The organism is Serratia sp. TSA_105.2, from assembly GCF_052692115.1.
Map to the genome: position 1 here is coordinate 147,365 of NZ_JBQZFT010000005.1, position 12,606 is coordinate 159,970.

At 59.7% G+C, this 12,606-nt stretch carries 11 protein-coding genes; 9 read left to right on the forward strand and 2 right to left on the reverse strand.

Annotation, left to right across the window (positions count from 1 at the left end; genetic code table 11):
* Window positions 1–155 precede the first annotated feature (155 nt).
* Together ACUTSC_RS17230 and mutH are read right to left on the reverse strand one after the other, a co-directional pair.
* Window positions 156–872, reverse strand: a complete 717-nt coding sequence (locus tag ACUTSC_RS17230) for a TerC family protein (protein WP_197768416.1) — start codon at window positions 870–872, stop codon at window positions 156–158.
* 102 nt (window positions 873–974) lie between these two features.
* A complete protein-coding gene (mutH, locus tag ACUTSC_RS17235; RefSeq protein WP_197768415.1) occupies window positions 975–1,661 on the reverse strand; it encodes a DNA mismatch repair endonuclease MutH in 687 nt (228 codons plus the stop codon).
* Window positions 1,662–2,357: 696 nt separating this feature from the next.
* On the opposite strand from mutH, the gene rppH reads away from it, so the two are divergent.
* From rppH to recC, 9 genes are all read left to right on the forward strand, one after another.
* The gene (gene rppH, locus ACUTSC_RS17240) at window positions 2,358–2,885 is read left to right on the forward strand and encodes an RNA pyrophosphohydrolase (RefSeq protein ID WP_004931849.1); all 528 of its coding nucleotides are present in this window, start codon (window positions 2,358–2,360) and stop codon (window positions 2,883–2,885) included.
* Window positions 2,886–2,897: 12 nt separating this feature from the next.
* Window positions 2,898–5,144 carry a phosphoenolpyruvate--protein phosphotransferase gene (gene ptsP / locus ACUTSC_RS17245; protein WP_445653475.1) on the forward strand — a complete coding sequence of 749 codons (2,247 nt, stop codon included), beginning with the start codon at window positions 2,898–2,900 and terminating at the stop codon, window positions 5,142–5,144.
* A gap of 223 nt (window positions 5,145–5,367) precedes the next feature.
* Window positions 5,368–6,240 carry a prolipoprotein diacylglyceryl transferase gene (lgt, locus tag ACUTSC_RS17250; RefSeq protein WP_015378920.1) on the forward strand — a complete coding sequence of 291 codons (873 nt, stop codon included), beginning with the start codon at window positions 5,368–5,370 and terminating at the stop codon, window positions 6,238–6,240.
* Window positions 6,241–6,247: 7 nt separating this feature from the next.
* Window positions 6,248–7,042 (forward strand): thymidylate synthase, encoded by a 795-nt coding sequence (thyA, locus tag ACUTSC_RS17255; protein ID WP_016929918.1) that lies wholly within the window; start codon window positions 6,248–6,250, stop codon window positions 7,040–7,042.
* A 174-nt stretch (window positions 7,043–7,216) separates the two neighbouring features.
* Window positions 7,217–7,720 (forward strand): prepilin peptidase-dependent protein, encoded by a 504-nt coding sequence (locus ACUTSC_RS17260; protein WP_070913906.1) that lies wholly within the window; start codon window positions 7,217–7,219, stop codon window positions 7,718–7,720.
* Window positions 7,714–8,292, forward strand: a complete 579-nt coding sequence (locus tag ACUTSC_RS17265; RefSeq protein ID WP_197768413.1) for a prepilin peptidase-dependent protein — start codon at window positions 7,714–7,716, stop codon at window positions 8,290–8,292. Before ACUTSC_RS17260 ends, ACUTSC_RS17265 begins: the two co-directional genes overlap by 7 nt.
* Window positions 8,289–8,735, forward strand: a complete 447-nt coding sequence (locus tag ACUTSC_RS17270; RefSeq protein ID WP_197768412.1) for a DUF2509 family protein — start codon at window positions 8,289–8,291, stop codon at window positions 8,733–8,735. The genes ACUTSC_RS17265 and ACUTSC_RS17270 overlap by 4 nt, the downstream gene beginning before the upstream one ends.
* The gene (locus ACUTSC_RS17275) at window positions 8,725–9,081 is read left to right on the forward strand and encodes a prepilin-type N-terminal cleavage/methylation domain-containing protein (protein WP_060441346.1); all 357 of its coding nucleotides are present in this window, start codon (window positions 8,725–8,727) and stop codon (window positions 9,079–9,081) included. Before ACUTSC_RS17270 ends, ACUTSC_RS17275 begins: the two co-directional genes overlap by 11 nt.
* A gap of 32 nt (window positions 9,082–9,113) precedes the next feature.
* The gene (gene recC, locus ACUTSC_RS17280) at window positions 9,114–12,485 is read left to right on the forward strand and encodes an exodeoxyribonuclease V subunit gamma (RefSeq protein ID WP_445653476.1); all 3,372 of its coding nucleotides are present in this window, start codon (window positions 9,114–9,116) and stop codon (window positions 12,483–12,485) included.
* The last annotated feature ends 121 nt before the right edge of the window (window positions 12,486–12,606 follow it).

Below are 12,606 nucleotides of genomic sequence, written 5' to 3' on the forward strand. Positions count from 1 at the left end.
CCTGCGGATCCTCGATTATGCAGAAAACAATGTTCTTTCAAGATTAGCAAACTCTCGGCGGAGGGCGTCTCAGATAAGTCTTTATCTGATAAGAAAAAGTGAAATGAGGGGGCAACGAAGCGATGGAAGCCGCCGATGGCGGCTTCCAGGTAGGGTTATTCCGGCGCGCGATTTTTCTTGCTGCGCATCAGATTGAGCGCTTCTACCGACATGGAGAAGAACATGGCGAAGTAGATGTAGCCTTTCGGCACGTGCACCTGGAAACTTTCCAGCATCAGCGTGAAGCCCACCAGGATCAGAAACGCCAGCGCCAGCATTTTTACCGACGGATGGCGGTTGACGAACTCGCCGATCGGCCGGGCGGCGAACATCATCACGCCGACCGCGATCACCACTGCCGCCATCATGATGAACAGATGGTCGGAAAGACCCACGGCGGTAATCACCGAGTCCAGACTGAAGATAATATCCAGCAGCATAATCTGCACGATCGCGCCGAAGAAGCTATGCACCTTGGTGTGGTGCTCTTCTTCCGATCCTTCGATGGTTTCGTGGATCTCTTTGCTGGCTTTCCAAATCAGGAACAGCCCCCCCAGCAGCAGGATCAGATCGCGGGCGGAAATAGTGTGATCCAGCACGGTGAACAGCGGGTGCGTCAAGCGAATCACCCAGGCGATAGAGGCCAGCAGCGCCAGACGCATAATCATGGCGGCGGCCAGCCCGAGCCGGCGAGCTTTGTTCTGTTGCGCTTTGGGCAGCTTGGCCACCACCAGCGACAGAAAAATGATGTTATCAATACCCAGTACGATCTCAAGAATGGTTAGCGTACCTAACGCTAACCAGGCATTGGGATCCATAATCCATTCGAACATTGCCCGGTACACCTTTTAATACTTAATAAATGCAAAGCGTGAATTATACGCGTTTATCGTGGCGCTGACAGTGGGAGTTAAACCAGAGTTAAACGAAATCGCTTAGATTGAGAAATGTCTTGCCAGCAACGCACCGGTAAAACTCTTTTTCAGATAGAAACCGCGCGGTAACGTCATGATAGGTTGCCCCTGTTCGCCGATGGCTTCGGTGAGCGCCTTGCTGTTGGCCGCTTTGGGGCGCAGCTGCAGTACTTCACCATGGCGTGCGGTGATGCGCTCTACGTGGCCGAGCACGATCAGATCCATCAACTCTTCCCAATCGCGGCGCAACATCTCTTCTTCTACAGTGCTCGGGCTCCACAGCAGCGGCGAACCGACGCGGCGTTCGGCCAGCGGGATTTGCCGTTCGCCTTCTACCGGTATCCACAAGACGCGCGCCAGCTTGTGGCGAACGTGGCTGCTGGCCCAGGTGACGCCGCTGTTGCCGGTGAGCGGAGCAACGCAGACAAAAGTGGTTTCCAGCGGTTTGCCGGCGGCGTCGACAGGAATGGTTTTCAGCTCGATGCCCAGTTCGGGGAAGTCCTGCTCCGGTTTGCTGCCGGCCATGGCGCCGAGATACCGCTCCAGCAGCATGCCCACCCAACCTTTATCGCGCTTCAGATCCTTGGGGATCGGCAACTGCGCGCGGGCGGCCAGCTCGCCAAAGCTGGCGCCTGCCAGCGCCTGAGCGCGCTCGAACAGCTGCCGTTCATTTTCCGGCGGGGGCGGCAAAGAAGATAAAAACGCCATAAATCAAGCCTGTCGAATATGGTTGAAAAATGTACTGCAATTATACGCGGCGAGCGATAACCGCTATCGTCTGGGGAAAAGAATAATAGTAGCATGATTTTACATGACTTTTTTCCTTTCCTTGCGTGGCCGACAATGCACTCGCGGGGCTTGTTCACCTGAAGCCACCGACAATAAACAGGATCTTACACCTATTTATCCACAGATTTATGGGATAACCCAAATTTTTGCCGATCACTGGTTCAATTTACAGCCTTGACTCGGGCGATTTTTTACGAATTTGTCCGTTTTGTGCGTAACTTGCCCGGATAATCTGTGGATAAAAACGACGTTGATGGATCTTTCGCCAGGGTAAGATCCTTACCGTGCACAGATCACATTTTTGCCCTGTACATAACGGCGTGGCATTAATTAATTGTTTGTTTTTAAAATTAATGTTGGTTTTCTTGGTTGGAGGGGGATTTTGGGGTTTAAGAGTTTTACCGGCTTATCCCTCGAGTTCTACACACACCTATCCACAGAAAAAGTGAATAAAACCGGTCTGAAAGGCTGGGGTATGTTTATAACTTTGCCTATATCTGTGAGTTATCCCAATGTTATCCGGCCCGCAGCGCCGTAAAGCAGTGGTTTACCGCCTGTAGCTTGTGTGAAACAATCAGGACATCTATGCGAATTTAAGCTTATCGAGGTAGTCCGGTGATCGATGATGATGGCTACCGCCCGAATGTTGGTATCGTAATCTGTAATCGTCAGGGGCAGGTCTTATGGGCCCGCCGTTACGGTCAGCACTCCTGGCAGTTTCCCCAAGGTGGGATTAACCCTGGCGAAACTGCGGAGCAGGCGATGTACCGTGAGCTGTTCGAAGAAGTGGGGCTGAGTAAAAAGGATGTGCGCATCCTGGCTTCGACCCGCAACTGGTTGCGCTATAAATTGCCGAAACGTTTGGTGCGTTGGGACACAAAGCCGGTTTGTATCGGCCAAAAGCAAAAATGGTTTTTGTTGCAGCTACTGTGCAATGACGCTGATATCAATATGCAGCGCAGCAGCACGCCGGAGTTCGACGGTTGGCGCTGGGTGAGCTTCTGGTATCCGGTGCGCCAGGTGGTGTCGTTCAAACGCGACGTCTACCGCCGGGTGATGAAAGAATTCGCCGTGACCGTGATGCCGATGCAAGAGCAGGCGGCGCCGCGGCAGGCCCCCGCTTATCGCCGAAAGAGAGGTTAAGTTAAGCCGACTATGCTCACGCGCTTGCGAGAAATTGTAGAGAAGGTGGCCGCGGCGGCCAGTCTGACGGATGCGCTGGATCTGCTGGTCAATGAAACCTGTCTGGCGATGGACACCGAAGTGTGTTCCATCTACCTGGCGGACAACGATCGCCGCTGTTACTACCTGATGGCCACGCGCGGGCTGAAAAAGCCGCGCGGGCGCACTATCGCATTGGCGTTTGACGAGGGCGTCGTCGGGTTGGTCGGCCGCCGGGCCGAGCCTATCAACCTGGCCGATGCCCAAAGCCACCCCAGCTTCAAATACGTTCCGCAGGTGAAAGAGGATCGTTTCCGATCCTTCCTCGGGGTGCCGATCATTCATCGGCGCCAGCTGCTGGGCGTGCTGGTGGTGCAGCAGCGCGAGCTGCGCCAGTTCGACGAAAGCGAAGAGTCTTTCATGGTCACCCTGGCCACGCAGATGGCCGGGATCCTGTCACAGTCGCAGCTCAACGCCATTTTCGGTCAGTATCGCCAAACGCGCGTGCGCGCGCTGGCGGCCTCGCCCGGTGTGGCGGTGGCGGAAGGGTGGCAGGACAGCAGCCAGCCTTCGCTCGATCAGGTTTACCGCGCGTCGACGCTGGACACCGCCAGCGAGCGCGAGCGCCTGACGCTGGCGCTGGAAGAGGCCGGCGCGGAATTTCGCCGCTTCAGCAAGCGTTTTGCCGCCAGTTCGCAAAAAGAGAGCGCGGCGATCTTCGATCTTTATTCTCACCTGTTAAACGACGCCCGCCTCAAGCGCGAACTGTTCGCCGAAATCGACAACGGTTCGGTGGCGGAGTGGGCGGTGAAACAGGTGATAGAAACCTTTGCCGAGCAGTTTGCCAAACTGCAGGACACCTACATGCGCGAGCGCGGCAGCGACCTGCGCGCGCTGGGCCAGCGCCTGCTGTTCCACCTCGACGACACCACTCAGGGCGCCACCCAGTGGCCGGCGCGTTTTGTGCTGGTGGCGGATGAACTGACCGCGACATTGCTGGCCGAAGTACCGCAGGATCGCCTGGTCGGTGTGGTGGTGCGCGACGGCGCCGCCAACTCGCATGCGGCGATTTTGGTGCGGGCGATGGGGGTACCGACGGTAATGGGCGCAGACATCCAGCCTGCTCTGCTCAGCCAGCGGCTGCTGATCGTCGACGGTTATCGCGGTGAACTGCTGGTCGATCCTGAGCCGGTTTTGGTGCAGGAATATCAACGGCTGATCAGCGAAGAGCTGGAGCTGAGCAAGCTGGCGGAAGACGATGTCGAGCAGCCGGCGCAGTTGAAAAGCGGCGAGCGCATTCAGGTGATGCTGAATGCCGGCCTCAGCCCGGAACATGAACAGCTGTTGGGCGGCCGGGTGGATGGTGTGGGGCTATACCGCACCGAAATCCCATTCATGCTGCAAAGCGGCTTCCCCTCCGAAGAGGAGCAGGTCGCACAGTACCAGGGCATGCTGCAGCTTTACCCGAGCAAGCCGGTCACGCTGCGCACCCTGGACATCGGCGCAGACAAGCAGCTGCCCTATATGCCGATCAGCGAAGAGAACCCTTGCCTGGGCTGGCGCGGCATCCGCATTACCCTGGATCAGCCGGAGATCTTTTTGATTCAGGTGCGAGCGATGCTGCGCGCCAACGCCGGCACCGGCAACCTGGGCATTCTGCTGCCGATGATCACCAGTCTGGAAGAAGTCGACGAGGCCAAACGCCTGATTGACCGCGCCGGGCGCGAGGTGGAAGAGGTGCTCGGCTACGCGATCCCGAAACCGAAAATCGGCGTGATGCTGGAAGTGCCGTCGATGATTTTCCTGCTCCCGCATCTGGCCGGGCGCGTTGATTTCATCTCGGTCGGCACCAACGACTTGACGCAGTACCTGCTAGCGGTGGATCGCAACAACACCCGGGTCGCCTCGCTGTATGACAGTTTGCATCCCGCGATGCTGCAGGTGCTGAAACTGATCGCCGAGCAGGGGAAAGCGGCCGGGCTGCAGCTTAGCCTGTGCGGTGAACTGGCCGGCGATCCCATGGGCGCGCTGTTGCTGGTGGGCATGGGCTATCGCAACCTGAGCATGAACGGCCGCAGCGTGGCGCGCATCAAATACCTGCTGCGGCATATCGACCTTGCCGACGCCGAAATGTTGGCGCAGCGGGTGTTGAACACCCAGATGACCACGGAGGTGCGCCATTTGGTGGCGGCGTTTATGGAGCGACGCGGCATGGGCGGATTGATTCGCGGCGGCCGATAACCGCTGCGCGGTGTGATTTTTTTACAGAACTTTTCCCGCCCTGCCGGACCGGACCGCGCTAAGCCTATGTTATGATGCGCAACCTCAGCGCGGCGCATGCTCGTCGCCTTGTAGACCCGCAGCGGTCAACGCTGCCGTTTGCAAGGCGCGGGATAATCTCCGTCGCCGCTTGGCACCTGCCGCCCCCGCATGGGGAAAAATAACAGACATGTTGTGGTGATAGATGAGCAATAGCTATCTGGCGTTTCCTAAATTTGATCCGGTCATTTTCTCCATTGGCCCGGTTTCTCTGCATTGGTACGGCCTGATGTACCTGGTCGGCTTCGTTTTTGCCATGTGGCTGGCGGTGCGCCGTGCCAACAAGCCGGGCAGCGGCTGGACCAAAGACGAAGTGGAAAACTTGCTCTACGCCGGCTTCCTGGGCGTATTCGTCGGCGGCCGCGTAGGCTATGTGCTGTTCTACAACCTGCCGCTGTTCCTGGATAACCCGCTCTATCTGTTCAAGGTCTGGGATGGCGGCATGTCGTTCCACGGCGGCTTGATGGGGGTGATTCTGGTGATGTTCTGGTTCGCTCGCCGCACCAAACGCACCTTCTTCCAGGTTTCCGATTTTATCGCGCCATTGATCCCATTCGGCCTGGGCGCCGGCCGCCTCGGCAACTTCATCAACGGTGAGCTGTGGGGCCGCGTGACCACCGATACCCCCTGGGCGATGCTGTTCCCAAGCTCGCGCAGCGAAGACGTGGCCCTCGCCGCCGCCGATCCTTCTTTGCTGCCGTTATTGAATCAGTACGGCGTACTGCCGCGCCACCCGTCGCAGCTGTATGAACTGCTGCTGGAAGGCGTGGTGCTGTTTATCATTCTGAACCTGTTTATTCGCAAACCCCGGCCGATGGGCGCCGTATCAGGCCTGTTCCTGATCGGTTATGGCGCATTCCGCATCATCGTTGAGGCGTTCCGCCAGCCGGATGCCCAGCTTGGCCTGTTCGACGGCGTGATCAGCATGGGGCAGATCCTGTCCATCCCGATGGTGGTGGCCGGTGTTATTATGATGATTTGGGCGTACCGTCGTCGCCCGCAGCAACAACTGTCGTGAGGGACAAATGAAACAGTATCTGGATTTGATGAACAAGGTGCTCGCCGAGGGCACCCCTAAAGCCGACCGTACCGGCACTGGCACGTTGTCGATTTTCGGCCACCAGATGCGTTTCAACTTGCAGGAAGGTTTCCCGTTGGTGACCACCAAGAAATGTCATCTGCGTTCGATCATTCATGAGCTGTTATGGTTCCTGAACGGCGATACCAACATCGCCTATCTGCGTGACAACAAGGTCACCATTTGGGACGAGTGGGCCGATGAAAACGGCGATCTCGGTCCGGTGTACGGCAAACAGTGGCGTGCCTGGGGCGCAGCGGACGGCCGTCAGATCGATCAGCTGAGCAACGTGCTCCAACAGCTGAAGCAGGATCCGGATTCGCGCCGCATCATCGTTTCCGCCTGGAACGTCGGCGAGCTGGATCAGATGGCGTTGGCGCCGTGCCACGCGTTCTTCCAGTTCTACGTAGCGGACGGCAAGCTCTCTTGCCAGCTGTACCAGCGCTCCTGCGACGTCTTCCTCGGCCTGCCGTTCAACATCGCCAGCTACGCGCTGTTGGTGCACATGATGGCGCAGCAGTGCGATCTGGAAGTGGGCGATTTCGTCTGGACCGGCGGCGATACCCACCTGTACAGCAACCACATGGAACAGACTCAGCTGCAGCTGACGCGTGAACCGCGTCCGTTGCCGAAACTGGTGATCAAACGCAAACCGGCTTCGCTGTTCGATTACCGTTTCGAAGACTTCGAGATCGAAGGTTACGATCCGCATCCGGCCATCAAGGCGCCGGTCGCGATCTGACCTTAACCGCATCACATCAGGGGCGCAGCGATTGCGCCCCTTTTTTTATCCGCATTGCGCACCGCGCCGCATTTTTTTGTCGCCGCCTGCCGTCGTAGAGGAAACATTGCGCAGCTTGCCGCAGCGCTTGCGCATGCGGCTTTACCGCGTTGTTACGGCCCTTACACTGGCGGCATGAACGACAATACTCTCTCGAACATTGATGATCGCCAGCGTGGCATGACGTTGATTGAGCTGTTGGCGGCGATATTGATCGCCGCCATGCTGACCGGCTGGGGCGTCGGGCAATGGCGCTATCATCAGCAAGCGCTGCGGCTGGAACACACGGCCCAACAGCTGCTGGCGTTTCTGCTGCGCTTGCAGGCGGACGCCAACTGGCGTAACCGCACGACGCTGCTGTGGTTCAAGAACGGCACGCCCTGGTGTCTGGGCGGTGGCGTGCCGCCGCCGGATTGCGCTTCCGCCGAAGGCTCTGTCTTCTCGCCGTCTTATCGCGACGTTGCGCTGAGCGGCTACACCGGCAAAGAGATTGGGTTTTACGGTTTGCGCAATACCGCACAGGCGGGGCACATCCTTCTCAGCAACGACGCAGGCAGCCTGCGGTTGGTGCTCTCCGCCCGTGGGCGGCTGCGTTTGTGCAGCGAAGGGCAGCGGCTCAGGGGCATGGCGCTATGTTGACTTTAGAACGCGGTTTTACCTTACCGGAGGTGATGTTGGCGTTGGTCTTCGGCAGCGTAATCGCGCTCGGCGCGGCGAAAACTTACCCGCTGTTGCGCCAGCAAAGCGTGGCCGTCGGCCAGCACTTTCGACTGGAGTCAACGCTGCGGCAGTTGGCGTTCGGCATTGAGAAAGATCTGCGCCGCGCCGGTTTTTGCGCCGGGCAGTGCGCCGGCCGGCCGCTGCTGATCGGCCAGGTTGCGGGAGAAGCGGCGGGCAGCTGCGTTATCGTCGCCTACGACATTGCTCGCAGCGGGCAATGGCTCACTTCGGGCGAGGATGCAGGCTATTTCGGTTACCGGCTACGTAATGGCGGCTTGGAAGGGCAGCGCGGCGTGAGCCAATGCGATGGCGGTGGCTGGGAGCGGCTACTCGACCATGACGAAGTGCGCATTGAGCGGTTTCATGTGGCGATAGCGCGGGGCAATTACGGCGCGACCTTGGCTCGCCTGACGCTGGCGGGGCGCTCCGCCAGCGATGCGCGTATCGGGCGCAGCCTGAGCGGGAGCGTCGAAATGGCGGCGCTGCCATGAACCGGCGCACCCAGCGAGGCGGTAGCACCCTGGCGGCGGTGATATTGCTGTTGGCGCTGGGGCTGATGTTGCTTAACGCTCAGCATCGGCAGTTGGATAACGCGCTGTTACTGGCTGCCGATCAGCAGCGTTACCTTCAGGCTTACAATCAGGCCGCTTCGGCGCTGAGTTGGGGCATGAGCCAGCGCTGGCCACGCGCCGAGCTGAGTGCGGCAGCCTGGTTATGCAGGCAGCGCGCGGAGCTGACGGCCTGCGCTCGGCTGTCTGCCAGAGTGGGCGTTGTGACGGTACGCGGCCTTGGCGAGATGCGCGGCGGTGAACCGCTATGGTTGTATCAATGGGGCACCTTTAACGGCGCGGAGGCCGCTGGCAAGGTGCAAGCACAGCCGGGCGGTCGGCTGGATTTCTGCCCCGAGAAAAGGCTGGCCGACTGTGACGGCTAACGCTCGGGCAGGGCGGATATCCCGCAACGGTTTCAGCCTGCCGGAAGTGTTGGTGGCGGCCTTGCTGTTCTCGGTGTCGCTGCTGGGCTTGTTACAGTATCATCAGGTGCTGTTGCAGTCGTTTCAGCGCCAGTGGCACTACCGGCAAGCCTGGGGGCTGGCGCATCAGCAGCTGGAGGCGTTCGCCGTCACCGGGCGGCTCGAGGCTGAACCGCTGCCGGAAGGGTGGCGACGCGAGACGGCGCTTGACGATGCGGAGAGTGATTGCCGCCGATTGACGGTCAGGATCCAAACGCCGCAGCGGCAGTGGGCAACGCTGAGCCGCTGGTATTGCACCCGCTTTTAAGCCGGTATGTCTTTTGTTTTAAAGGAGCCTTGATGTTCACGGTTTATCATTCCAATCAGCTGGATTTGTTGAAAACGCTGACCAGCGCGCTGATAGCCAGAGATCCGTTGGCCGATCCTTTTCAACCGGAAGTGGTGCTGGTGCAGAGCCCCGGCATGGCGCAATGGCTGCAGATGCAGCTGGCGGAACAGTTCGGCATCGCCGCCAATGTCGCGTTTCCGCTGCCGGCGACCTTTATTTGGGATATGTTCACCCGGGTGTTGCCGGATATCCCGAAAGAGAGCGCCTTCAGTAAGGACGCGATGACCTGGAAGCTGATGTGGTTGTTGCCGGAGATGCTGACCCAGCCGGCGTTTGCGCCACTGCAGCACTATCTGACCGATGACGGCGACAAGCGCAAGATTCACCAGTTGGCCGGCCGGGTCGCCGACCTGTTCGACCAGTATTTGGTTTATCGCCCGCAGTGGCTGGAGAGCTGGCAGCGCGGTGAGCGCATCGACGGTCTGGCGGAGGCTCAGCAATGGCAGGCGCCGCTCTGGGCGCGATTGGTGGAGTACACGCAAGAGCTGGGGCAGGCGGAATGGCACCGCGCCAATCTGTACAGCCGCTTTATCCACGCGCTGGAGCAGGCAAAAACGTGCCCGCCCGGTTTGCCGCCGCGGGTGTTTATCTGCGGCATCTCGGCGTTGCCGCCGGTCTATTTGGAGGCGCTGCAGGCGCTGGGGCGGCATATCGATATCCACCTGATGTTCACCAACCCCTGTCGCTATTACTGGGGCGACATTCAGGATTACGCTTTCCTGGCTCGCTTGCAGAGCCGCAAGCGCCGTCACTACCACCAGGCTCGTGAGCAGGGGCTGTTCCGCGAGCCGGATGACGCGGCGCGCCTGTTTGACGCCGAAGGCCAGCAGCAGCTCAGCAACCCGCTGCTGGCCTCCTGGGGCAAGCTGGGGCGCGATCACCTCTATCTGCTGTCGCAGATGGAAGGGGCGCAAGAGGTCGACGCCTTTGTCGATATCCCGGCCGATACCATGCTGCACGCCGTTCAGCGCGATATGCTGGAGCTGGAAGACCATGCGGTAATCGGTATTACTACGGAAACGTTGGAAAGCAGCTTCAGCAAACGTCCGCTTGATGAGAACGACCGCTCCCTCAGCCTGCATGCCTGCCACAGCCCGCAGCGGGAAGTGGAGGTTTTGCACGATCAGCTGCTGAGCATGCTGGCGCAGGATCCGTCGTTGACGCCGCGCGATATCATCGTGATGGTGGCGGATATCGACAGCTACACGCCTTACATTCAGGCGGTGTTCGGCAATGCCCCCGCCGAGCGCTACCTGCCGTTCGCCATTTCCGACCGTAAAGCGCGCCAGGCGCATCCGGCGCTGCAGGCGTTCATTTCACTGCTCGATCTGCCGCAAAGTCGCTTTACCTCGGAACAGGTACTGGCGCTGCTGGAGGTGCCGGCCTTGGCCGCCCGTTTCGCCATTGGCGAAGAGGGGCTGCGCCTGTTGCGTCATTGGGTCGGTGAATCCGGCGTGCGCTGGGGCCTGGACGACGATAACGTGCGTGAACTGGATCTGCCCGCCACCGGCCAGCATACCTGGCGCTTCGGCATTACGCGTATGCTGCTCGGCTACGCGATGGACAGCAATGCCGGCGATTGGCAGGGCATTTTACCTTACGACGAATCGAGCGGATTGGTCGCCGAGTTGGCGGGGCAGTTGGCGGATCTGCTGGCGCAGCTCAGCCACTGGCGGCAAATCTTGAGCGAAGCGCGCCCGCTCGAAGCGTGGCTGCCGCTGTGCCGGCAACTGCTGGATGCCTTCTTCGCTGCGGACAGCGACACCGAAGTTGTGCTGGCGCTGATCGAACAGCAGTGGCAGCAGGCCATCAATTTTGGCTTGGCGGCGCGCTATCCCGATGAGGTGCCGTTGACCATTCTGCGTGACGATCTGGCGGCGCGCCTCGATCAGGAGCGCATCAGCCAGCGCTTCCTCGCCGGGCAAATCAACTTCTGTACGCTGATGCCGATGCGTTCCATTCCGTTCAAGGTGGTGTGCCTGCTGGGCATGAACGACGGCGTGTATCCGCGCACGCTGCCGCCGCTGGGGTTCGATCTGATGGCGCAGCAGATTAAACGCGGCGACCGTAGCCGTCGCGATGACGACCGCTATCTGTTCCTGGAAGCGATTTTGTCCGCTCAGCAGCGGCTGTATATCAGTTTCATCGGCCGTTCCATTCAGGACAACAGCCCGCGCTACCCTTCGGTGCTGGTCACCGAGCTGCTGGAGTACCTGGAACAAAGCTACTGTCTGCCGGGAGATGAGGAACTCAGCGCAGACGACAGCGCCCGGCGGGTTGGTGAGCACTTGCTGAAGTGGCACGCGCGCATGCCGTTCGCCGCCGAGAATTTCTTGCCGGGCTCGGAGGCGCAAAGCTATGCCGCCGAGTGGCTGCCCGCCGCCGATGGGCGCGGTGCGGCCCATCCGGCGTTCAACCAGCCGCTACCTGCCGAAGCGCTGCAGCAAATATCGTTGGATGAGCTGCTGCGATTTTACCGCCATCCGATTCGCGCGTTTTTCCAACTGCGACTGGGCGTCAGTTTTATCCTGGAAGAGACCGAGCTGCCCGACGAAGAACCCTTCACGCTGGATAACCTCAGCCGTTACCAGTTCAACAGCCAGTTGCTGAATACGCTGATAGACGGCGACGATCCCGAACGGTTGTTCCAGCGGGTGCGTGCCGCCGGCGGCTTGCCCTATGGCGCCTTCGGCGAAATCTATTGGCAAAAGCAGCAGGAGGAAATGAGCGAACTGGCCGAGCAGGTGCGTGCGGAACGCGCAGAGAGCCATAGCCTGGAGCTGGATATCGATATCGCCGGCGTGCGTCTCAGTGGCTGGCTGCATCAGGTGCAGGATGACGGCCTGCTGCGCTGGCGGCCCGCTACGCTGTCGGCGGTGGACGGCATATTGCTGTGGCTGGAGCACCTGGTGTACTGCTGCGCCGGCGGCACCGGCGAGAGCCGCATGTATGGCCGCAAGAATTCCGCCTGGCGCTTTGCCGCGCTGGCGCCAGAAGAGGCACAGGCGCAGCTGGCGGAACTGCTGGCGGGTTATCAGCGCGGTCTGAGTCAGCCGCTGCTGTTGTTGAACAAGAGCGGCTGGGCGTGGCTAAGTCAGTGCTATCTGCCGGAAACGCAGGAAATCGACTGGGAGGAAGAAGCGCAAATTAAGGCACGTGCCAAACTGCTGCAGGCCTGGCAGGGCGATCAGCGCATTCCCGGAGAAGGGGATGATCCCTACGTGCAGCGAGTGTTCCGCCAATTGGATAATGAATACTTGGCGCAAATACTGGCCGAAACAGAGCGTTATCTGTTGCCGGTGGCGCGGCATAACCTGGGGTAACAATCCCCCGGTGGTGCTGTGCGGCGGGAGGTGGTAAAAATAACGAAGGTTATATTCAACCATTGGGGTAATTCCCGGTCTTACATAACGTACAGGCATATACCCGCCGTGTTTCGGGCCG

Excerpts from the sequence above, each read along its gene's own strand:
- ACUTSC_RS17230 (WP_197768416.1), bottom strand. The coding sequence starts at position 872 with ATGTTCGAATGGATTATGGATCCCAATGCCTGGTTAGCGTTAGGTACG.
- mutH (WP_197768415.1), bottom strand. The coding sequence starts at position 1,661 with ATGGCGTTTTTATCTTCTTTGCCGCCCCCGCCGGAAAATGAACGGCAG.
- ptsP (WP_445653475.1), top strand. The coding sequence starts at position 2,898 with ATGCTCACGCGCTTGCGAGAAATTGTAGAGAAGGTGGCCGCGGCGGCC.
- lgt (WP_015378920.1), top strand. The coding sequence starts at position 5,368 with ATGAGCAATAGCTATCTGGCGTTTCCTAAATTTGATCCGGTCATTTTC.
- thyA (WP_016929918.1), top strand. The coding sequence starts at position 6,248 with ATGAAACAGTATCTGGATTTGATGAACAAGGTGCTCGCCGAGGGCACC.
- ACUTSC_RS17260 (WP_070913906.1), top strand. The coding sequence starts at position 7,217 with ATGAACGACAATACTCTCTCGAACATTGATGATCGCCAGCGTGGCATG.
- ACUTSC_RS17265 (WP_197768413.1), top strand. The coding sequence starts at position 7,714 with ATGTTGACTTTAGAACGCGGTTTTACCTTACCGGAGGTGATGTTGGCG.
- ACUTSC_RS17270 (WP_197768412.1), top strand. The coding sequence starts at position 8,289 with ATGAACCGGCGCACCCAGCGAGGCGGTAGCACCCTGGCGGCGGTGATA.
- recC (WP_445653476.1), top strand. The coding sequence starts at position 9,114 with ATGTTCACGGTTTATCATTCCAATCAGCTGGATTTGTTGAAAACGCTG.